The organism is Spirochaetales bacterium, from assembly GCA_016930085.1.
Taxonomy (GTDB): domain Bacteria; phylum Spirochaetota; class Spirochaetia; order SZUA-6; family JAFGRV01; genus JAFGHO01.
Window position 1 is genome coordinate 1 of record JAFGHO010000129.1, and the last position, 23,446, is coordinate 23,446.

The 23,446-nt window shown below is 46.6% G+C and carries 18 protein-coding genes; 11 read left to right on the forward strand and 7 right to left on the reverse strand.

Annotation, left to right across the window (positions count from 1 at the left end; genetic code table 11):
* A partial coding sequence (locus JW881_21455) for a tandem-95 repeat protein (protein MBN1700092.1) occupies positions 1 to 1,780 on the forward strand: 1,780 nt, incomplete at its 5' end.
* Between the two features lie 51 nt (positions 1,781 to 1,831).
* Here the strand turns inward: JW881_21455 and JW881_21460 are convergent.
* Positions 1,832 to 3,034, reverse strand: coding sequence for a hypothetical protein (locus JW881_21460; protein ID MBN1700093.1), 1,203 nt, complete (start codon positions 3,032 to 3,034; stop codon positions 1,832 to 1,834).
* Positions 3,035 to 3,175: 141 nt separating this feature from the next.
* Between JW881_21460 and JW881_21465 the strand changes: the two genes are divergently transcribed.
* From JW881_21465 to JW881_21475, 3 genes are all read left to right on the forward strand, one after another.
* Positions 3,176 to 5,680 (forward strand): M1 family metallopeptidase, encoded by a 2,505-nt coding sequence (locus tag JW881_21465; GenBank protein ID MBN1700094.1) that lies wholly within the window; start codon positions 3,176 to 3,178, stop codon positions 5,678 to 5,680.
* 79 nt (positions 5,681 to 5,759) lie between these two features.
* Complete coding sequence (locus tag JW881_21470) at positions 5,760 to 8,498, forward strand: substrate-binding domain-containing protein (GenBank protein ID MBN1700095.1); 2,739 nt, start codon at positions 5,760 to 5,762, stop codon at positions 8,496 to 8,498.
* Positions 8,499 to 8,637: 139 nt separating this feature from the next.
* Positions 8,638 to 9,711 (forward strand): hypothetical protein, encoded by a 1,074-nt coding sequence (locus tag JW881_21475; GenBank protein MBN1700096.1) that lies wholly within the window; start codon positions 8,638 to 8,640, stop codon positions 9,709 to 9,711.
* A 27-nt stretch (positions 9,712 to 9,738) separates the two neighbouring features.
* Here the strand turns inward: JW881_21475 and JW881_21480 are convergent, their stop codons facing one another.
* From JW881_21480 to hflK, 3 genes are all read right to left on the reverse strand, one after another.
* Positions 9,739 to 10,533, reverse strand: coding sequence for a hypothetical protein (locus JW881_21480; protein ID MBN1700097.1), 795 nt, complete (start codon positions 10,531 to 10,533; stop codon positions 9,739 to 9,741).
* A 192-nt stretch (positions 10,534 to 10,725) separates the two neighbouring features.
* Positions 10,726 to 12,036: a protease modulator HflC gene (hflC, locus tag JW881_21485; protein MBN1700098.1), complete on the reverse strand. Its 1,311-nt coding sequence runs from the start codon at positions 12,034 to 12,036 to the stop codon at positions 10,726 to 10,728.
* Positions 12,033 to 13,094: an FtsH protease activity modulator HflK gene (gene hflK, locus JW881_21490; GenBank protein MBN1700099.1), complete on the reverse strand. Its 1,062-nt coding sequence runs from the start codon at positions 13,092 to 13,094 to the stop codon at positions 12,033 to 12,035. The genes hflC and hflK overlap by 4 nt, the downstream gene beginning before the upstream one ends.
* Before the next feature lie 388 nt (positions 13,095 to 13,482).
* Between hflK and JW881_21495 the strand changes: the two genes are divergently transcribed.
* The 3 genes from JW881_21495 (at position 13,483) to JW881_21505 (ending at position 15,630) form a co-directional block, all read left to right on the forward strand.
* Positions 13,483 to 13,749, forward strand: coding sequence for a hypothetical protein (locus tag JW881_21495; GenBank protein MBN1700100.1), 267 nt, complete (start codon positions 13,483 to 13,485; stop codon positions 13,747 to 13,749).
* A 207-nt stretch (positions 13,750 to 13,956) separates the two neighbouring features.
* Positions 13,957 to 14,454, forward strand: coding sequence for a hypothetical protein (locus JW881_21500; GenBank protein MBN1700101.1), 498 nt, complete (start codon positions 13,957 to 13,959; stop codon positions 14,452 to 14,454).
* A gap of 123 nt (positions 14,455 to 14,577) precedes the next feature.
* On the forward strand, positions 14,578 to 15,630 hold the full coding sequence (locus JW881_21505; protein ID MBN1700102.1) for a peptidoglycan bridge formation glycyltransferase FemA/FemB family protein: 1,053 nt from the start codon (positions 14,578 to 14,580) through the stop codon (positions 15,628 to 15,630).
* 180 nt (positions 15,631 to 15,810) lie between these two features.
* Here the strand turns inward: JW881_21505 and JW881_21510 are convergent, their stop codons facing one another.
* From JW881_21510 to JW881_21520, 3 genes are all read right to left on the reverse strand, one after another.
* Complete coding sequence (locus tag JW881_21510; GenBank protein MBN1700103.1) at positions 15,811 to 16,353, reverse strand: hypothetical protein; 543 nt, start codon at positions 16,351 to 16,353, stop codon at positions 15,811 to 15,813.
* A 235-nt stretch (positions 16,354 to 16,588) separates the two neighbouring features.
* Positions 16,589 to 17,824, reverse strand: coding sequence for an HD domain-containing protein (locus tag JW881_21515; protein MBN1700104.1), 1,236 nt, complete (start codon positions 17,822 to 17,824; stop codon positions 16,589 to 16,591).
* Positions 17,825 to 17,890: 66 nt separating this feature from the next.
* A complete protein-coding gene (locus tag JW881_21520) occupies positions 17,891 to 18,082 on the reverse strand; it encodes a hypothetical protein (protein ID MBN1700105.1) in 192 nt (63 codons plus the stop codon).
* Between the two features lie 165 nt (positions 18,083 to 18,247).
* Between JW881_21520 and amrS the strand changes: the two genes are divergently transcribed.
* From amrS to JW881_21540, 4 genes are all read left to right on the forward strand, one after another.
* Positions 18,248 to 19,240 (forward strand): AmmeMemoRadiSam system radical SAM enzyme, encoded by a 993-nt coding sequence (gene amrS, locus JW881_21525; protein MBN1700106.1) that lies wholly within the window; start codon positions 18,248 to 18,250, stop codon positions 19,238 to 19,240.
* A 145-nt stretch (positions 19,241 to 19,385) separates the two neighbouring features.
* Positions 19,386 to 19,841, forward strand: a complete 456-nt coding sequence (locus JW881_21530; protein ID MBN1700107.1) for a GtrA family protein — start codon at positions 19,386 to 19,388, stop codon at positions 19,839 to 19,841.
* 138 nt (positions 19,842 to 19,979) lie between these two features.
* Positions 19,980 to 20,966, forward strand: a complete 987-nt coding sequence (locus JW881_21535; GenBank protein MBN1700108.1) for a glycosyltransferase family 2 protein — start codon at positions 19,980 to 19,982, stop codon at positions 20,964 to 20,966.
* Positions 20,967 to 21,218: 252 nt separating this feature from the next.
* On the forward strand, positions 21,219 to 23,411 hold the full coding sequence (locus JW881_21540) for a glycosyltransferase family 39 protein (GenBank protein MBN1700109.1): 2,193 nt from the start codon (positions 21,219 to 21,221) through the stop codon (positions 23,409 to 23,411).
* Positions 23,412 to 23,446 lie beyond the last annotated feature (35 nt).

The window sequence follows — 23,446 nt, forward strand, 5'->3', positions numbered from 1 at the left end:
ACCGGCCGCCAACTACAACGGCTCCGACTCATTCTCCTACACCGTCTCCGACGGCAACGGAGGCTCCGATTCGGCCACCGTAACGGTTTCGATTTCTTCCGGAAACGACAATCCGAATGCAGCCGATGATGAAGCGACAACGGGTGAAGATTATGAAGTAACGATTGATGTTCTCGCAAACGATTCGGATCCCGATGGCGATACGCTGACGATAGCGAGTGTCGGAACTCCGGCACACGGGTCCGCTGAGATAAGTGAAGGAACCATTCTCTATATACCGGCGGCCGATTATTACGGATCGGATACCTTTACCTATACAATCAGTGACGGAAACGGCGGTACCGATTCTGCAACGGTCACAGTGACAATCGAATCGATCAACGACCCGCCCATTGCGGTGACGGATGAAGTGGAAACGTATGAAGACACGCCAATAACGATCGATGTACTTGCGAACGACTCCGATCCGGACGGCGGCACGCTCAGCATCGCAGGATTCTCAGCACCTGAAAACGGAAGCGCCGTTATGAACGAGAACATGATCGAATACACGCCGAATCAGGATTTCTATGGAACGGACATCATATACTACGGCCTCGACGACGGACAGGGAAGAACCGAGACGGGAGAGATTCATATTACCGTTGTCTCCGTCAACGACCGGCCTGTAGCAGGCGACGATAATGTCAGAATGTACGAAAACACGATGATACTGATCGATGTTCTTGCGAACGATTACGATATCGACGGCGGTACATTGAGCCTCGAAGGAGTGACGACCCCGTCGCACGGTACGGCCGCATTACGCAACGGTCAAATCAATTACGTGCCTGAAGCGAATTATTCCGGAACGGATTCCTTCTATTACGCCGTCAATGACGGACAGGGAATAACGTCAACCGGGCTGGTAAACGTGACGATCTTTATGTACGGCGCCGGCCAGGTATGGACGATACCGGAAGATCAGACGGTGAGTATCGATTCCGAGTTCACCATTCAGCTCCACGTAAACTCGGGCGCGCAGAAACTCGCGTCGTACGGCATTTACGTCGGATACAACACCGATGTCCTTGCCCTGAACACCGAAGTCGGAACAAGCGGCGTATCAGCCGGACCTGACGGGTTTGTCGCCGCTGTGAATGCAAACCTGGCGGGACTGGTCAGGATCTCGGGATTCGACACATCCGGCAAAGGTCCGGGAACGGATCTCTACGTGCTGGACACGCACTGGAACGCGATCGGTCTCGGATCGTCGGTTATGGAAATAACCGTCAACGCGATGACAGACGAACTGACGGATGAAGTCGGTATTCTCGAGGGAATCAACGGAAGCGTGACTGTTGTGGAACAGCAGATCACACCGGCCGGACAAATACGGATCGAACCGGCATCCCAGTCGGTAATGTGGACATATGAACCTTTTACTACCGATATCTATGTCGGCACTGGAACACAGATACTCACCAATTATCAAATGAATATCATCTTCGACTCGGAGATCATTATCCCCCATGCGGAAGTCGGCAACAACGGTGTTTCAGCCGGCGTTGACGGATTTGTGACAAGCGTCGAATCGGTCGATCCGAACATTATGACAATAAGCGGATTCGATGCATCCGGCAAAGGCCCCGGCGACCTCCATCTCCTTACAATCACCTGGATGCCGAATTTCCTCGGTACATCGCCCATTATTGTCGAGACAGTCCAATTGAGTGATGAATCCGGCTCCGATATCGGTCCATTACCCAGCATGGTCGAAGCAATTGTCGAAGTATACTGATACGATATATCGGTAATCCTCAAGAGCGGCACTGTGACGGTGCCGCTCTTTTTATTTATCCGATTTCTTTTCCGCGAGTGGGACGAACCTGTTCCGCTCGTTCATTTCGAACAAAGCAAGCGTACACTTGATCGTCCCGTTATAGATGGTATTTATCTTTGACGCACGAAGCCCGATGCTTTTAGCCAGATGCTGATGTCCGGTCAATACCGACGCTTTCCATCCGGGAAAAGATTTCGAAAACAGCCTGCCGAGATTTTCATAAAGAGAAAGGAGATCGCCGTGTTTATCCAGACGGTGGCCATAGGGCGGATTGACGGCAATAAGCCCCGGTGTAAAATCGCTGAAATCGATATCGAAAAGTCCGGAAAGATTTCTTTTTTCTATGACGATAATATCGCTGAATCCTGCTTTTGCACAATGCTCGCGGGCCGCGTCAACGGCACGCTGATCACAATCGTAACCCCTGATAAGGGGAATCTTCGGTTTTCCCGTTTCATACCGTTTCTTCGCTTCTTCCATGGATTGATTCCACATTTCCGCGTCATGGGATTGCAGACCGATACATCCGTAATAATCACGGAACAAACCCGGCGCCGTCCCGCCGGCCATCATTGCCGCTTCAATCAGAATCGTTCCCGAACCGCACATCGGATCGATGAAACTTCCTCCCTTTCCCGCGATTTCCGGCCATCCGGCCCTTAGCAGCATGGCCGCGGCCACATTCTCCTTGAGCGGGGCTTTTAATCCTATGTTTCTGTACCGACGTTTGTGCAGGCTTTCACCCGCAAAATCAAGGCTGATTGTCGCCGAGTTTCCCGAAATATGCAGGTTAATCGCAATGTCCGGCTTCTCACATTGAACCGCAGGCCTTCTACCGCTTTGTTTTCTAAAGTAATCACATATCGCATCTTTGAGAACAAGTGCAGCGAAGTTATTGTTCAGCGTCCTGATACCGCTTGTAGAGGAATCGATACGAAAACTGTTTCGTTCGTTCATATGATCGCTCCACCTGATGCGAAGCGCTTCCCTGTAGAGGTCATCCCTGTTTTCGACATTGAAGGTCGCAAGAGAAAGATACACCCTGCTTGCGGTTCTCGACCACAGACATACACGATACGCCTGCCCGAGCGAAGCCCGGAAAGACACGCCGGCCTGCGTGATTCTCGTGGACCGGATGCCCAGACTGTGAAGTTCATCCTGAAGTAGATCTTCCATACAAAGCGGGCATGGCGCGAAAAATTGATAATTCATACCTGTTTTTTCCATGTTAAACGATGATGCAACCATAATCACGGAAAGCTTCCATGTCAAGCGAGTATTGAGGGGTGAAAGCTTGACATTAAAGGAAGCTTTTTCTTATACTGATGGTAACAATCGTCAACAGGAGTCATTATGAACCAACCGTTCCCCATCCATTATCATATTTCAATAACACCGGATTTCGGGGAGTTTCGTTTTACCGGTACTGTCGATATTGTCATGAAACCTGAATCCATTCTCGAAACAATAACACTCGATGTTCTTGCGCTTTCCATCGATCGATGCACGGTGAGACTTGGAGACAAACAGACGGAATGTCGATTTACAGTAAATGAAGAGGAGGAAGCACTGATTGTCACCATTCCCGACGGCCTCGAGTCGTATCTTTCCCCGGAATCCGGGTTAACCCTTTCAATCGATTACCGGGGGATCATAAACGACAATATGGCGGGTTTTTATAAAAGCGGATACCTTTGGGAAGGTGCAACACACTATATCGGGGTGACGCAATTCGAAGAGAGTGATGCCCGCCGCGCATTCCCCTGTTTCGATCATCCGCGGTATAAGGCGACCTTCGACCTGGAGCTTACAGTCGGCAGACATTATGAAGCGATTGCAAATACACCGGTCAGTCAGATAAAAAACCTTCCGGATAACAAAAAAAGGGTCGTCTTTGAAACGACCCCGAAAATGTCGACCTACCTCCTCTTTTTTGGTGTAGGGGATTTCAAATATACTCAAAACAAGCAATATAAAAGAATCCGGATCGTTACCGTGCCGGGGAGGGAAACCTATACCTCATACGGACTCAGGTTTGGATTCATGGCTCTCAAATTCTGCGAAGACTACTTTCGGGTCCCCTACCCGCTTGCAAAAATCGACCTGATCGCCGTCCCGGATTTCGCATTCGGTGCCATGGAAAATTGGGGGGCCATCACGTTCCGGGAGAATCTCCTGCTCTACTATCCGGATATCACATCCAGGGCGGGTGAAAAGCGAATCTGTGAAGTCATCGCACATGAGATTGTACATCAATGGTTCGGAAATCTTGTCACACCGCAAGACTGGAAATACCTCTGGTTAAATGAAAGTTTTGCGACCCTTTTTGGTTTTACCATTCTCGACCATTATTATCCGGAATGGGAGATATGGCAGCAGTTTATCCATGAAGAGACATCTGTGGCAATTCACCGCGACGCGTTTCATGAGACATTTCCCATAGAAATACCGGGCGGAGAACATATCGTGATTAACGCGAGTACCGCCCCGATCATTTACAGTAAAGGGGGGAGTATCCTGAGACAGATCAAGGAATATCTGGGTGAAAGGGAGTTCAGCGACGGTCTTACAACCTACCTTCAAACGCATGCGTACGGATCAACAGACAGCTGTCATCTCTGGGAGGCGATGGAAAAAAACTCACAGGAACCGGTCATCGATCTCATGAAAAGCTGGATAGAACAACCCGGATTCCCGATGATCACCGTTCGACGTGAAGAAAACAGACTGCTTCTAACGCAAAAGCGATTTACCTACCTAAAAAAATCAAGCGAACAAACATGGATCATTCCGTTGACCGTTACCATATTCGACGGATCGCAGAAAAGCGATCAGATAAAAATAATCATGCAGGACCCGGAAATGGAGATCGCGCTTCCCGACGGAACAACCTCCTATAAAATCAACAGCGAACAAACCGGATATTACCGGGTTTATTACAGTGATCGGGATCATTATGACAAACTCGGATCGCTTATCACCCTGAAGGAGCTGATTCCGGAAGACCGATGGGGATGTGAGGATGATCTTTTCGCCATGGTCCTTTCATGCGAAAAATCATTTACGGAGTACCTTGAATTTCTCCGGTTTTATCGTGAAGAATCCGCTTATCTTCCGCTTATGAGTATTTCATCGAACCTTATGGTCTCGTATTTGATCCTGACCGAATCATCCAGGGAAAGAATCCGTGAAACGGGGAGATCGCTTTTTGAATCCGTTTTGGGTCATATCGGTTTTCAGCCTGAGGATAACGAACGCTTTACCACATCGATACTCAGGGATACCCTTCTCTATGATGCCGCTTTTTACGGTTCTGAGGCGGCATCGGATTTCTGTCTCAAGAAATTTCAGCAACTGACAGGCGGAATTCCGCTTCATGCCGATATCTTCAGGTCGGTGATCAAAGCGGCGGTCCTTTTGACTCCGGAAAAATCGATACCATGGATGAAAGAACGCTTCATGTCGTCCGAAAGCGAACACGAACGGCTGCAGATCCTTTCCGCAATAAGCTGCGTTTCGGATGAAGGTATTGCGAGGGACATCCTCGGCTTTATTCTCGACAACGTTCCTTCACGTAACAAATACATCCCGATAAACGGCATGATAATGAATCCCGTTACGGCATCGTTTATGTGGGACTGGTTCATCGAACATAATAAAACCCTTCAATCCTTTCACCCGATCCATTATGAACGTATTCTTGCCGCACTCATCCCCATCAGCGGACTCTCTTCCGAAAAGGAAATAACCGCCTACTTTGAAACACATATGGAAGAAAACGAAGCCGCACGGGATACGATCAAACTCTCACTCGAAAAACTGAAGATATACAAGCAGGTTCGAATGCACAATAAATGACAAAAAATTTACGAATTCACTTTTTTGACGCACCACTTGACTTTCCATACATGAATCGGAATACTTAAAAGAGGGATCGATGAGTACAACAAATTCAAGACGCCTTACTGCCGGTTTCGCGATTGACTGGACCGTCAGTGCCTATCATATGACCTTGATCAAAGGGACAACGGACGCCGCCCGCGACTACGATGTGAATGAAATCATCTACATCGGGGGGAATCTCACCGCAGCAACCCAGTTGGAAATGAACAAAAACATCATTTATAACTATATCACCAGCGACCTGATCAACGGTCTTCTTATCTCGGCCGCCACGATCAAACGTTTTTCATCCCGTGATGAAATGAGCAAATTCTGTTACCAGTTTTCGCCGTTTCCCATTGTGACCATTGCGGAGGAAATCAAGGGCATTCCCTGTGTTGAAACGGATAATACTACCGGCATCCGGGACATGTTATTTCATCTCATCCACGACCACAAATACAGGCGGTTCGCCTTTATCAAGGGAACGAAAGGCAATACCGATGCGGAACAGCGTTTTCAGGTGTTTGAGAAAATACTTGCCGATGAAGGGCTGGAACTGGATGAAGAGTTGGTATTTGAGGGGAGTTTCATTTTCGAATCGGGCGTCGAGGCAATGAACAAACTGCTTGACGGAAAAAAACTCGACTGCGACGTCATTTTCGCCGCAAACGATCAGATGGCGCGCGGCGCCATTTCATGCCTTCAGCAGCACCATTATAAAGTACCAGGGGACATTGCCGTTGTCGGATTCGATAACGAAGAAATATGCGAGTTTCTCTCCATTCCCCTCACAACCGTCGAACAGCCCATCTATCAACAGGGCTATAAGGCCATGGAATTACTCGTCTCGCTCATGAAGGGCGAAAAAGCTCCCGACCGCATCAGCCTTCCGACACGCTTCATCCGCAGGGCTTCATGCGGTTGTACCGATACCCGGGAAACCAGATATTTCAGTAAACCCGTCCCGAAAAAAAAGACTTCCAAAAACGCTGCCGGTATCATGATGACCGACATTGTCACCCGCATCAACAAAACATTCAAAATCACCGATCCGGAAGAAAAAAAAGAAATCAAGAAGATGATACAGGCGCTCGCAACGTCGATTGAAAAAGAAGAAGAAGATGACTTTCTTGATGAAGTCGACAGGCTGCTTTCCTATCCGCTCTCTTTTATACGGAAAGGATATTCAATCAAACAGATGTTCTCGATCATAAGGGAAAGAGTAATCGATGAAGCGGGCGATGACGAACGAAGGCGTTCCTTTTTGCATCACATCCTCGAACAGGCGAGTCTTTCATTTGCCGAACAATTCGAGCGGGATATCCGTTATTTTCAGATTGTGGAAGAACGGGAGATCAATTTTCTGCGGGAAAATATCGAGGAACTCGTCGCATTTCTGGACAGGGACAATCTCACCAACGCACTCACACAGTATCTTCCGACCATCGGTATTCAATCGTGTTTTCTTTCGATATATGAGGAAGAAGCGGTCGGCGAGTATCCGGTTCTGTCTCGTCTCATTCTCGCCTTTAATGAAAAAGGACGGATCAGAATAGAAAAGGACGGGAGGTTGTTTCCCACCAAGAAACTGACTCCCGAAGGCCTTCTTCCTTCCGCCCGCCGTTTTACGATTACAGTCGAGGACCTCTTTTTCGGACAGACACAACTCGGACTCTGTCTTTTCGAGTTTACCCAGCAGGATACCTCTTTATGGGAACTTGCCAGAAGGGAATTCGTTCTCGTCGCACTCAAGGCGGCCATGTACGTCCAGGTGGTTCAAAGGAACTATCTCACCTATGAAAAAAAGGTCAACGCACGAACTGAAGCCCTCTCAAAGGCAAATGAACTTTTGGCACGACTTTACGAGGAAAGGAAAAAAGCGGAGGCGGAAGTAAGGCTGCTTAATGAAGAACTTGAAAAGCGAGTGCAGGAAAGAACGTCAGAACTTGAAAAGGCGAATTTTCAGTTACAGGATACACTCAAGAGACTCAAAACAGCCCAATCAAAGCTCGTCCAGTCAGAGAAAATGGCCGCCCTGGGGGGGCTTGTCGCAGGAATTGCCCATGAAATCAATACACCGATTGGTATCGGGGTTACGGCCGCTTCGCATCTGGATAAAATAACAAAGGAGCTTTCGACGCTCTATCAAAATCAGAAACTCAAGAGGTCCGATCTCGAACACTATTTCACCACATCGACGGAAGCATCCTCCCTCATCCTTTCAAATATGAAACGTGCCTACGATCTTATTCGCAGCTTCAAAAAAATCGCCGTGGATCAATCGAGTGAAGAAAAAAGACGATTCAATGTAAGGGAATATTGTGAAGAGGTCATTTTGAGCCTCAAACCTAAATTGAAAAAAACAGAACACACCATAAGTCTACAAATCGACAAAAACCTAGAAATATACAGTTATCCAGGGGCATTTTCTCAGATACTCACCAATTTTATCCTTAACTCACTCATCCATGGTTTTTTCGGTAAAGATAAAGGAAAAATTATCGTCAAGGCATCCCTTTTCAAGGAGATGTTTTTTTTCAGGTATTTCGATAATGGAAAGGGAATCCCCCGATCGGTTCAAAAGAAAATATTCGACCCTTTTTTCACCACAAGCAGGGCCCAGGGGGGAACCGGACTCGGTCTTCATCTTGTTTACAATATCGTGACACAGACGCTTCGCGGCACGATACGATGTAAAAGTTATCCCTCTTACGGCGCCCTTTTTATTATTTCAATTCCCTACAAAGAAGTCGATCCACGGTTGTACGGGAATATGGACAACAACACCTGATACCGCTTTCTTTTTTCACAAAAAGATATAGTAGGGTTTGAGAAAAACCCCCTAGCATAATTAACGATAAAGACTTGATTTTCTTTTTACAAATTAATACATTGATGCAATATCCGATGAAAACGGGACAGGAGTTGATATGGCGGCATTGACGATTAAAACGAATATCATAAAAAAACTGACACCCCATTTGCGTGAAGATGAGGACCTTGCTGCCTCGCTTTTAACGGGTACGATCATACGATACGTTTTGGGATTGACGGATAAACAAAGGGTACTCATCACCAGTTTCCCGCTTATCGGAGAATCCGAAATAATTGCCGCATATCCGGTCGATGAAATCGAGGAAATAGATTATTTCCCCTGCATGCATGATATATCCCTTCTCGTAAAAAGAAAAGGCAATACATCGGTGTATAAGCTTCCGGTAAGCGGCAGTAAATTTTTGTTTTCCGACGAGCTTAAGGCATTTTTTATGCAGATACTCGAATGGAATAAAAATTCTCGGCCCGGTTATCTGAAAAAGGATGAAACAATTATCGAGTCGATATGGACAAAGAATGGTGTGATAAAACTGACCAACGAGAATATATTGTTGTTTTCCCATCCTGAACACCAAAAGGGGGAATGGAAAATCAATGAGCAGATACATTTAAGCTCGATTCAGGAATTCGACTACTATCCCGAACTCCCGAACGAACTTGTTATCTATGTGGAAACCGAACAGGGAGAAAGCAGGGTGTACCGGATCGGGCACAGGGCGCTCTTCCACGGTCTTTCCGCAAACCCCGCGGATACGGATTCCTTGATGAAGCTTATCTATGATTTCTTTTCCGAAAACAGGTACAAACCAGCACCATCGTATCTTTATGACGACGAGGTCGTCCTCACCACAATACGGGCTTCCGAAAACAGCGGCAAGCGATGGAAAGAAGACATAATTGTCCGCCTTTCATCACGAAGATTTCTTTTTCTCACCGCAGATAAACGGGGAAAACTCGATATAAAATCAGAGATCGGTTTTGACGATATTGCCGGGGCATCGATGACATTGAATGAATCACCCGGCCACGCGGAAGTGTTCGCATGTCTCCGACTCAAGACACAGGACGGAAAGATATACGAACACTGGATGAAAGAGGATTACCGGTACGGGATAGAGAAGATCGGTAAAAAAATCGAAGAATTCGGAGCACTGCCTGCAGGGGAATAGCAGTACCGGCAACGGGCATTGTTGCCGCTATCCGTTATCCCACTCATTAATCCGTTTGACAACCTCTTTCAGCCTTTGTGAAAGAAGTGTGATTCTTTTTTCTATCTGCATCTTTTCTTTTTTTAGATTGATCAAGGGGTCGTCGTGTTCTTCCCTGCTTTTCCACTGCACCTTCACCATATCCGGACTCTGACCGTCGAGAAATGCCCTTTCCGCCTTGGCGCGTATTTCTTCACTCGCTATCCCCGCCACTGTTTTCATGTTTTCAAAACCGATACGGGGATCGATATTGTATGCATGTACTTTGATACATGAACGTGCATTTGTTCTTGGAAGACTCAGAATCCGGTCGATATAGTCGGTAAAGCTCGCATGATATTTATCACACAGTTCCCTTGCACGCGCAAGAAGCCCCCCGAACTCCTTCATGAGAAGTCCGTTCTTATAGAGAAACTCTTCCTTGATCGTCTTCGTGAGTGCGACAAACTCGGGGTTCGCGGTAAAAATGTTCCTGTATATCCCGCTCTCCTCGGCCTTGAAAAGAAGGGTATGAAGGATATTCCAAAAACGTACCGTGTGCGCTTTTGTCGAGACCGGAACGGATGATGTGGTAAAATGGATATGGTGGGCGAACTCATGAATCGCCGTATACATGAGTTCACCGTCCGTTTCATGGTTTTTATTGTGAATGATGATTTCCCGGGTATCGGGGAGATAAAGCCCGTCCACCTTTCTGCTTTTTTTGCCGGAAAAAATAACCCTGAAATCCTCCGTGGCTTCATCGAGGAGGAGGAGTTTTTCTTTGACCTGGTCCTGGTTCATCGCATTCTCCCGTCGAGGTTTTACAATCATTCAGGATGAAAATAAAGACTACACTGATTTCAGAAGTTATGCAACGGCCCGGAATACAGATTCCTCATTTTATCAGCAACCGCCGGCGGACAGCATGCCGCGCAAAAAAAAGCCCGGGGGAGAGTCATTTCCTCCGGGCTTATGATGTCATATATGCGTGAATTAACGTCCACGGGATTTGTAGAGATAATTGAAATAGTCCGCGTCCGTAGAAAATGTCTTTTTGAAATTGGGAAGGATCGATTTGTAGGATTCGAGTGTTCGCCACAACTTGAAGAACTCCGGGTTCTTTGTGTATGAATCTGCATAGACCTTTGTTACGTACGCGTCCGCCTCACCCTTGATCCGCTCCGCTTCCATTTTCCCTTCGGAATTGAGCCGTTTCACTTCACGGTCGAGTTCTCCGAGTATCTTTTCCTTTTCCGCCTGTCCTTCCGCCCTTGTCTTTTCGGCAATCTGGTTTCTCTCCTGAATCATCCTGTTGTAGACGCTTTCCCGAAGCTGTTCCGAATAATGAATCTGCCTGATCACGATATCCTTCAGTTCGATACCAAACTGGTCCAATGGCTTGCCGTTTTCATCGATAAGGATCTTTCCCGTTGTCTTATCCCGTTCAAACATCTTGTCGCGCGCCGAAGTGAGCATTTCCGCGGAAAGAACGCTTCTCCCCTTCTTGACCGGGCTTATCGCAATTTCGTGGGAAAACGCCGCTTCCAGCAGCAGCCTGTTCAGCGTCATCTGCTCATCCGTGGTAAGTGTTTCCTTGTTGAAAAGCGACCTGGTGTGTTCTATTATCTGCACATCGGCAAAAGATTCCTTGTCATAGAGATCGGATCTTTTGAGGAGTATATTGAACGCGGAAACAAGTGCCTGAATAAATGGCTGTGATACCGTCTCTTCGGCTCCCTTGTAGCCTGTGATCATCTGTGCTACATCGGCCGGAAGCAGGGAAGCGATGTGCGCCGAAGCAGGGTCGCTTTTCGTCTTTAGCTTTATAATAAGCGAATGAAGGTTGAGAAAGTCCGACGGGGAGAAGGTGAGTGGTGTTTGCGTGTTCCGGATCGCTTCCGTCAGGAGATTCCCGTTGATAACGGTACGGACGGACGAGTCGATAATGTCGTCGAGTTTCTTCATGGCTTCATTGATCGTGCCCAGGGATTCGTAAAACTTCCTGGGGTCTCTGATATACCACCGCGCTGTGGTATTGACCACGATAAACTGCGCTTCCGTCTGCTCCGTGGTGATTTCCTGCGGAGCGCCGTCCCATGAGAGAAGCTTTTTTGGATATATCCTGATATCGTCGACAAAAGGAATTTTATATTTGAGTCCGGCATTTGTCTGGATATCAACGATTTTGCCGAAACGAAGAAGAACGGCTTGCTCGCCCTCTTCGACAATATATAAAGTAAACGCCGCCCCGATAAGACATATAATGATGATGACTCCCAAAAAGATCAATATATTTTTCATCATTCACCTCCCTGTTTAGCGTTTTCGATCGATTTAAAGGGAATAAAGTTTTTCAGGTTCCGGTCGATGAGATCGGTATCGGATTCACCCCCGAACACGCTTTCAAACATCTCGATGTAAAGCCGTTCGCGTGTAATATCCGGGGCTTTTCTGTATTCCTCGAGTACCGCATTGAACCTGGAAATGTCACCGTTTGCGATATTCTTTCGCTGGATCGAATAACCGGTCGCCTCTTCGATCATCCTGTTTTTCGTTCCTTTCGCTTCCTCGACCGCCTTGTTGTACGCCTCATACCCTTCATTGATGTATCTTTCTTTATCCTGATCCGCTTTGTTCACATTCTCGAATGCATCTCTCACCTTTCCTTTTGGCGGGAGCGTGTTACGCAATGCAACCTCCGTTACCTTTACCCCCATCTCGTAATCGACGAATACGGTATTCAGCATATCGCGGGTTTCTATCTGTATCTTGTTTCTTTCTGTTTCACTCCCGATGATCTGGCGTATGTTTCTGTCACCGATCTGCATATTGATGACTGATTGAGAAAGATCGCGGATTGTTTTTTCATACCAGAGATCCCGTTCATTGCGGAGATTTTTCTCCACCCTGACCCCCCCCTCGGCATAGTCGTCCTTGACAAGGTGCTGGACATTGATGATCCAAGCAACGGGATCGTCGATCTGGTAATGTATGATGAACTGGATATCGACGATATTCTTGTCACTCGAAAGCATTTCTGATTCATCCGGATAATTCTCGGCGTATTGAGTTTCTAATCCCACCTTTTTTGTTCTGAAACCGAACTCCTGGGTAATTATCCTCTTTGTGAGCACATTGTAATTCTGCTCGATGCCAAACGGAAGTTTGAAATGAAGGCCCGGGCCGACCGTGCCGTCCTTCTTTTTCCCGAGGAAGAGGATCACCGCTGTTTCTTCCGCGCCCACCTGATAGATTCCCGTGGATGCGGCGATAAGCGCCAGGATAACGATAACGGCAATCACGACGATGACCGGGGTTACCTTGAACGGAAGCTTGACTGGCGTCACATTTCGTATAGCCATTTTTCCTCCTTGCTTCTATTGTTTTTACCATAGTAAGAAATACCCGTAACTAAGTCAAGTATGCCGCGCGTCTATCGACGATGCAAGCGGACTCATTCGAAACTTATGAAGACGCAGAAAAAAATGCCGGTAAAAATCATACATCGATCCGGCTTCGGATTGTGTGCATAAACATACGGAAAAATGAAAAGGTGCCTGGTAATGAACAAACGATTGTATGAAACCGTGAAGTATAGTATTATAGAATGAAAGAGACGGACATGATTCTGATTCAATACCGATTCGGGGAGTACAGCCATATAAAAGACAGGATTGTATTCCGGGACATACGGCTTTTCGGCACAAAGCGGATAATCCCCCGGACAAGAAAAACGGCAGGGCGGGAATAATGGAAAAACAGGAAGACACGGAAAAACAAAACGACCGGATAACGAAATTCGAAAAACTCTTCAAACGGAGAAAGCGAAACAAAAACCAGCTTTGCTGGATAACCTACAACCCCCTGTCGGAATATAATTTCGATATCGAAAACGCCGAAGAGGACGTCGAGTGGATGATTTATGAGATAAAGCGATTGAAAGAAGAGAATGAGCGATTAAAAGAGTTCATCGATGCGATACGGGTACAGATGGAAAACGAACTCGGACTGAAATGAATCATTCGACCTCACATGACCATTCCGGCACCGCCCGCACAGGAAACACCTCACCGTTATCCGATTCCTTTTCCGACGGCTTAAATTTCGAAAAACGGATATCCCTTGACTAATTCATCGCTTTACAGGTACAACCAAAATGGGCAGAAGGAGATCATTTCAAGGCTGCCCTTTATCATTATTTCCGGAAATTAAGGAGGGTTGATTATGGCAGCGTCGACGTGTACCGAGTTTATATCCAGGGTTTTACTGCGTGTGGCAAAAATAATCGAAGTAAACCGTCATCCCGATGCAGATAAACTGTATATCGAGACAATCAGTCTGGGAGATTCACAACGGGTGATCGTATCCGGCCTTGTCCCGTATTACAGTGCGGAAGAACTCGCGGGCAGAAACATCGTTCTTGCTGCGAACCTTAAGCCGGCGAGGCTTCGCGGGGTCGAGAGTAACGGCATGCTTCTGGCCGCCGAATCGGGGGGTGTCGTTGAAGTGATATTCGTCGATGAAGCGTCACCCGGCGACCGGATTACACTCGAAGGGTTTCCTGAAGATACTGCTGAGAATCCGGAGGAAATCACGATCGAACAGTTTTTTGATATACCGATCAAGGTAAAAAACCATTATCTCTATGTCGACGACGCCCGTCTGAGAAGTCCGGCGGGTCCCCTGAAAACAATGAAGGTAGAGAACGGATCGGTCACATGACGGGCTTTTACTCCGGATACCGGGGCGTCGGGAATACCAACCACAACATCGTCCGGATAAGGGGCGCGATTAACCATGGTATGCCGCCCTGCATACGGAAGACGTAATTTTCCGGGTACGGCAATGAATATACGAGTTGAACAGACAGCTATACGATCACTTGACGGGCAGGATGAATTATTTCAGACCGGATTCTGGGCGGTATTCAAGCAACAATTCGGCTGGAAGCCGTATCCTTTCCGACTCTCCTTTAACGGCATAAACTCATCCCTTCTTGTACTCACGAGAAACCTCGGATTGGGGTTTCACCTCGGCTATATACCAATGGGCCCCCTTCTTCCGGAACCTGAATCGGGGAAGGAAGATATGCTTATCGCGCTTTCCGGGGCCGTTAGCCCCTTGCTTCCGGCCAATACCTGTTTCCTCCGCTACGATCTACCCTGGTCGAAGGAGGGAAAGGGAAATCTTCCGGTGCCGCTTTTCATTAAAAACCGTCTGGTAAAGGCATCCGCCGATATCCAGCCGCCTTATACGATCATCGTGGATCTACGGCAGACGGAGGAGGCGTTGCTGGCCGGGATGAAGCACAAGACTCGTTACAATATACGGCTTGCCGAAAAAAAGGGTGTTAACATCGTCGAGACGGGAATCGAACGGCTTCCCGAATGGTATTCCCTTTACCGCGAAACGGGAATACGCGACCGGATCGCCCTCCACTCGGAACACTATTATGAATCTCTTTTCCGTCTGGCCGACGACTACGGGAAGGGGGCGCCCGCTATAAAACTTCTTCTTGCCGAAATCGAAGGAGAAGCGGTTGCAGGAATAGTCATTGTAATCAAGGGAACGACCGCGCTGTATATGTATGGCGCATCATCGAACAGATACAGAAACTATATGCCGAATCATCTGCTTCAGTGGCGGGGGATGCAGATCTCAAAACAAGCGGGCTGTACATCCTACGACTTTTTCGGTATACCGCCGGCGGACGAGCCGGATCACCCGCTTCACGGCTTGTATCGATTTAAAACGGGATTCGGGGGGAAGTTTGTAAACAGATACGGCGCCCATGATCTCATCATAAGGTCCTTCTTATATAGAATTTATCGAATCGCAGAAAAAACGAGAACCTTTTATTATAAAAAGCTGAAAAAATGGACGGGAAATACGGGTTAAGTGTCTGTTTATAATCCGTCAGCATATTAAGAAAAAATCTACCGGCAGATATAAATGTTACCACTTCAATAATTAAACGCGCTATTATTTTCAGGGATATACGGCATCGTCATTCCATATGATCACCATTAAAAGGCCGAGTAGTTCCGTGGGTATATGATACTGGTGTTGTGGATCGATTTACAAACGGAGTATCCAAAAAGGAGAATTATCGTGTGTATAAATCGAAACCAGGCGATTTTTACCCGGTATATGCCGGATGATTCTAAACAATTGTCGTAGATTCATCCTCGGGTCGTGTCGTAAATCTTTATCTTCTCTTTTAAAGCGATTGAATACCTTCTTGAATTTCTGAAAAACATCAACCCCATATCTTTCCACAAACCACAAAAACAACCGCAGTATCCCCCGTAAAAACTGAGCCATACTGTAACAATTCAGATCCGAATGCAGCAGTTTTATTTTTCGATATATCTCTTCGGGAAAATAGACATGGATATGTTCCCTTTTTTCATCAGGCAGGCTTGATACGGGCTTATACCTGCTCATCCGCTGTCTGCCCCACTGATGCTCCTTCGTTATCAAAGGATCGATAAACGAGACAATCCTGGCGACAACACCAGACATTGACCCTGTCGAACCATAGAAACTCAGGTTTTTAAGATTATTTTTCATTGATACGGGAATGATAAAATGAAACTCATGCGTATCCGCTTTAATCATACGATACTCCTTACCAGAAATATAATTCATACATTAATTAACGTATAAAAAAAGCTCACCGCATTGTTTTTTTAATATAAATATGCAACTATATCTTTATTCCACACAAGATAACAGGTGAGAAAATTATTTGAACTATACAAGATAATTATAAAATACATGGAAAATCCGACATGTCCTTCGAACGATTCACCACCCGTATCGCATATGTTTTTACGGATGTTTGTTAAATGGATTAATCTTTATCGGGATAACGCATACGGATCATCTTTATGATCGGAAGACATTCGAAAAAAACATCTACGCAATCAGGATCGAATTTAGTTCCGGAAAGATCCTTTATCTCTTTTAGCACATCTTTTTCACTCCACGGTTCCTTGTAAACCCGTTTGCATGAAAGCGCATCATAGACGTCCGCCAGAGCCACAACACGTCCGAAAATGGGAATTTCCTCACCCTTTCTCGGCCGCGCCTTACCCCCCTCGACGGTTTCGAGCGGCGTTCCCGTTTCGATATCGACGAACCCGGGGTACCCGGTGCCGTCCCAGTTTTCATGGTGGGTCAATGCAACCTGGGTGGCGACATCGTCGAATTCCGATTGTGCGTGCGTAAAAAGCCGCGCGCCGCAATAGGTATGCTGTTTGATGATCTCGTATTCCGCTTCGGTGAAACGGGCGGCTTTTTTCAGAATCGTATCCGATATCGCGACCTTTCCCACATCATGGAGCATAGCGGCCATACGCAGACTGTCCCTGTTTTTGTCGATGACTTCACGCGGTATTTTTTTATAAGTAGCCCATCGTTCATAGATTTCCACCGCGTAGGAGCCGACACGGTTGACATGGGGGCCCGTTTCCTTGGGATCCCGGAGTTCAGCCATACTGATCATACGGAGGAGAAGAATACGCGTCATTTGCGCACGCTGGAGTACCATACTCGCAAGGGAGGAAAAGTGTATCATAAATGGTTCGTCTTCGGGCAAAAAGGCGATAATCGTTCCGTTTTTATCCCGCGCGTTGATTATCTGAAGCACGCCGATGATTTCATTTCTGTTTGTTTTAAGCGGGACCGTTAGGGTGGAAATGGTTTTATAATCATTCTTTCTGTCGTAGCTGGGATCAAAATGATAGGGTGAGTTTTCGGGTATAGCATACATATCGGGAATATTGAGAATTTCACCCGAATCAGCGACATATCCCGATACCGATTTTCTGTCGATTTTCACTTTATATGATTCAAAATGAAGCTTGTCGCCTTGCGGAAGCCTGTTCTGAAGTGTATCGCACTGAGCATATTTAAAATCGAGATAATCACCGTCACGCGTATAAATTGTTCCGGCATCCGCATTTACTATTCTTCGTGCATCACGGAGGATCCGTTCGAGGAGAATATCAAGGTCCTGAAAATCATTAAGCTGGGCGCCGAGTCTGATAATCTCCCGAAGCCGCCTCTGTTCGTGTCTTACCGCCATGACGCTCCTCTCTCTTGCAATAATATAAACGCTCTGTTCCGTCTTTTATCACGGATGCCGCATTAATTATACAATAAGATTATAATAGATGACAATACCCCCGTGTACGACCGCCAGAACAAGTGTCGTGATAGCGAATCCGATATGTATTTTTACACGCAGGCCGGCCTTGACAAGCTGTGTCCGAAGCCCGAGAAGAAAGGTGATTATCAGGCAGATAATCGTAGCGATCCCGAGCGGTATCACAAGTTGATACATGGTATTCCTCCTTAGTCAAACAACAATATCACTCACAATTCGATTTTACAAGTGATCCACGGCGCTTTTTTATTAATAATGTGTGAGATCATGCCTGTATTCGTTTTTGTACTTGAAAAATGACGGTAAAAGAGTATCATGGTATCCACGCCAAGGAGGTGACTCATGGAAGCCCGATTTTTCGAGAAAAAAGACGGAAAGAAGATTAAATGTCTACTCTGCCCGCATCGCTGTTTGATTGCCGACGGGAAAAGGGGTATATGCGGCGTGAGGTTAAACAGGAACGGAGACATGAATCTACCCTATTACGGGAAGCTTTCCGGTATTGCGACCGACCCGGTTGAAAAAAAGCCGCTTTATCATTTCTACCCCGGCAGGAGCATCCTCTCTGTCGGATTCTGGGGGTGTTCATTCAGGTGTCCTTTCTGTCAGAATTACAGCATCAGCCAAAAACTGAGTGAAAGCGGTGAATATATATCTCCCCGAAAACTGGTCGATATTGCGTCATCGCGCGGTTCGTTCGGAATCGCCTATACGTATTCGGAGCCCCTTGTGCATAGTGAATATGTCTTGGATACCTCTGCAATCGCGCACAGATATGGCCTGAAAAATGTTCTTATTTCCAACGGGTATGTGAATCCGGGACCCGCAGAAGAACTCCTTGAGGTCATCGACGCCGCAAATATCGATTTGAAATCCTTCCAGTCCGATTTTTACAAAAAGGAAATCGGAGGCGGACTTTCCGAAGTAAAGGAGTTCATTTCTCTGGCCGCAGGGAGAGCACATATCGAAGTGACAACCCTGGTGATTCCGACCAAAAACGACAGTGAAGAAGAAATAGGCGCGATTGCCTCTTTTCTCGCGTCCATCGACAAAAATATTCCCTTCCACCTCTCATGCTATTATCCGACATACGAATACTCGATTCCGCCCACAAGCAGAGCAACGATCGAACACCTTGCCGATACGGCCCGGAACCATCTCAATTATGTCTATCTGGGTAATGTGGGAGCAAACGAAACTAATACCTATTGTACCGAATGTCACGCGCTTCTTATCCGGCGGGCGGGGTACCGGATCTCGATCGTCGGAATCGAAGAGGGAAAGTGTTCGGAATGTCACGCATCCGTTCCAATTCAGGGATTATCGGCCAGTTGAAATCCGGTATAGTCCCCGGAAGATCATCCCGGCACGCGTCTTTTCATCATTATAAGGGAGTCATATACCCCCCGTCTCTTTGCCTCTTGTCAATTCCTTCGATGCCTGTTATGGTACCAACATTCTGTGAAAAAGAAGGGGTATTGTGGGCAGACTATCGCTAAAAGAAATATATACATCCGTCGTTTTCAAGCAGTTTATCACCTATATTCCTCTGGCCGGCCTTGCAACACTTGTCGACTGGGGGAGTTTTTATCTGTTCACAAGAATACTGCGATTCGATCCGTACATTTCGGTAATCGTTTCCTATACCCTCGGTGGATTGACCAACTATACGTTAAACAAGATTTTCAATTTCAGGGACAAGGTAAAGACGATCGGCTATCAGATGGCCGTGTATGCCGTTATTATGGCGATTTCTTATGGCCTTACGCTTCTTTTCATGTTCCTGCTGATTAAAGTGCTTTTTATAAACGAATTAGTTGCGAGGATGATGACAACGGCGGTTGTTCTCATTTATAATTTCATCATGCACAGGTCCTTTACATTCAATGAAAAGATACAGGCGGTCATCGCGGAAAAGCTAAACAACCGTAAATGACAAAAGAATCGGTAAACGCACCCAAGACTCATTCCCTTGACATCAAAAGCACTCTTGTTTACAATAAGCCTCACAAACTCAATAGCGGTCCTGGCACTATCACCCTATTGGATATCCGGTTCCAAAAAGGAGAAACGTATGCAGCAGTATAGCGAACCTGTTTCAATCATCATTCCCGCCTACAATGAAGAAACCTCGATTGGAGAAGAAATTCAACGTATCAAGGACGTTATGAACAAGGCGGGAATTATCTTCGAGATCATCGTCGTCGACGATGCTTCAAAGGACAATACCGCCAATATAGCACAAGAAGCAGGTTCCCGTGTTTTCCATCACCTGACAAACAGGGGGTATGGTGCTTCGTTAAAAACCGGGATTTATGAGGCACGCTATGAAACGATTGTCATAACGGATGCGGACGGAACCTATCCCTGCAAGAAAATACCCGACTTGCTTGCCCATATCGATAATGCGGACATGGTCGTGGGAGAGAGGACGGGAAAGGATGTCAAAATTCCGCTGTTACGAAAGCCCGCAAAATGGTTTCTCCGAAAACTCGCACAGTTTGTCACGGGGGAGAAAATCAGGGACCTGAATTCCGGCCTAAGAGTTTTCAGGAAACGGTTCGTAAACCAGTATTTGACCATTCTCTCCGACCGGTTTTCATTCACCACAACGCTCACCGTCGCAGCGATAAGTGATGACTTTAAAATCGAGTACCTCCCCATCGATTACTATAAACGCCGGGGAAAATCAAAAATCGTTCCCTGGGATTTTTTCAATTTTATCGTCCTGGTTCTTCGGCTTTCGATGTTTTTCAATCCATTGAAAGTATTTATTCCCATTTTTATCCTCTGTTTTACGACCGGGTTGATCAAGTTCGGCCTGGATATATATTTTGGCATTGTCAAAGCACAGCAAGCGGGCGTTCTCTTCTTCTCCCAACCGGTTATTTCGGGGACAACCCTGATCATGCTGCTCGGCGGTCTTATCATTCTCCTTATCGGAATGATGTCGGATGCACTCTCACGCCGGATTGCACAGGGGAGAATTCAGAATTATAAAACCCACTGGAAGGGGTATATCCAGAAGAATCCGGGGATACCCGGCGATTCAAAAAAATAGAAGCCCTAGCTTCCGGCACGGCACTGTTCAGGTAGTCCACTGAGGAGGAATCGCGCGCTTGACGGACAGGACGTTCATATAACATAACCAATGCCGGAACCCGGTGGTAATTGACGGATATCTATTGTATCGTTAAGTCGCCGGGAAACGGGGTTATTAATGATAATCCACAAACGGTACTGGATACGACACCGTATAATACCTGAAAGATTATACTGTTATTCAGTTATCATTTTATAGAAGGCGGATACAATGGATACACGAGTCTTTGCCGTTATCATGGTCATTTTCCTTTTTTCTTCAATACCGGTATTTTCGGATGAAAATCTGCTTTTGAACCCCTCCTTCGAAGAAGAAAACAATGGGTGGGCGTCCTGGTGGTATATCCGGTCATACCACGAAGATCTTGCTACAACGGATTATATCTATGAAACCGGTGACGCACATTCGGGCAACCATTATATCACCGTCAGAAACAAACGGGATAACGACGCGCGGATCTATCAGATCATCGAAGTGGAACCCCATACCGTCTATAAGCTTTCCGCCTGGATAAAAGCCGAAAACATCAGAAACGGTGTGGGCGGCAATATTTCGGTTGGCGACTCTTTCGCGTTCTCCAGGGACTTGCGAAACACGAACGGGCTTTGGGAAAAGGTCGAGTTGTACGGTATCACCGGGCAATACCAGACACGGATGCCGGTCGCCCTGCGGGTGGGCGGTTGGTCGGGTTTTTCCACCGGGACGGTATCGTTTGATGATATACGGGCGGAGCGGGTGACCTCGCGGCCCCACGGGGTGAAGATTGAAAGTTTCAGTTTTGCCGACAATTACGACGAAAATATCGTCAATGACTATTTCATCAGGGTCAATAATGATCGATATGCGTCGCACCGCCTCTACCTCTCTTTCTTTTTCGCCGCGCTTCTGTTTTTTACCGCACTTTTCTTCAGCCTGTATACAAAACTCCTGAAAGACAAAATCAAGGGACTTGAAGGGGCCGTCACGTTTGCCTTTCGAAAGCTATACTATGTTTTTATCGCGGTATTGTTTATCGTTTTTTTTATCGTTTTCATACCAAAGGCAAATAATATCACCCTTTATGATACACAATTCTCGTTTCTCATCGTCTTGATTATTGCGATCGGCGCAGCTTCATATCTTTATAAAACGCATCAATTGACGCCGAAAAACGTCGCGGTCATCCTCATCGTCTTGGGTATCGCACTCCGCCTTACCTATTTCATCTATACCGATAGCAATTTGAGGCAGCACGATCTATGGGGCGCGTGGAGCCATCTCGAGTACATAAAATACGCGGCACAAACCTTTTCCCTGCCCGATGTGGGAACATATGAGGCATACCACCCGCCCGTTCATTATTTTCTTTCCGCCATCCCCTACAACGCGGCCAGGCTGTTCAATCTGGGCGAGGCCGGCGCGTTCAGGGCGGTCGAACTGCTTATGGTATTTTTCAGTTCCCTCACCCTTATTTTTGTCTACAAGATACTGGATAAAATAAAAGTAGACCGGCAGGTACTGCTTATTGGGGTCGCACTGGCAAGTTTTCATCCCTCGTTTATGTATATGTCCGTTTACTTAAACAATGATTCAACTGTGGCAATGTTTTATATTATCAGCTTCTACTATCTCATCACATGGGTGCAGGAAAAAAAGCTTAAAAATGTCATCCTCCTCGCTGTTTTTATTTCTCTCTCGATGCTTACCAAGAAATCGGCATTAATCCTTTTCCCGGTCAGCGGAATCGTATTTCTTGTTGAATTGTTCAAAGATAAAAAAAACACACGAAAATATATCAAACATGGTGTTATTTTTCTGATAATAGCCCTCCCCCTCGCCTTCAGTTATCAGATCCGCAATTATATCCTCTTCCGGCAGGATCTCTCCTACGCGGTGGCGCCGCTCGGACACATCATGCCGAACAATCCGTATAACCTCTTCCATGTCTCGGTGGAAAATCTTTTAAAGCGGCCTTTTGTATCGGCGGCTCCGCATGAAAACACCTTCTTTCTCCGGATGTTAATTCGTACATCCCTGTTCAGTGTTTTCGAGTTCAACCGCCTCACCGATGTCGCCGTCGTCATGATGGCACTCTACCTTGTTTTTATCCTCGTCATTACACTCAATTTCATCCTTTTGAGAAAAAAGGATATGTCGCCTTACGGTTATGTGTTCCTGCTCAATTTCGCCGTCACCCTCATCGTGTATTTCAGAATGAGACTCTACTCGCCCTACGATTGTACCCAGGCCTTCAGATATATCGCGCCTTTTTTCATGATATCGCTCAGTTATTTTGCCGGGACCTCATTCGTCCGCTTTAGCGGGACAAAATACCCCGTATTGAACGGTATTGTCAAAGGAAGCTTCTGGCTGTTTTGTAGCGTTTCCGCCTTTTTTATTCTGATGATCGGTCCACCGTATTAACGGCGAGCGGCGACCGCCCGATCCGGCTTTGTTAT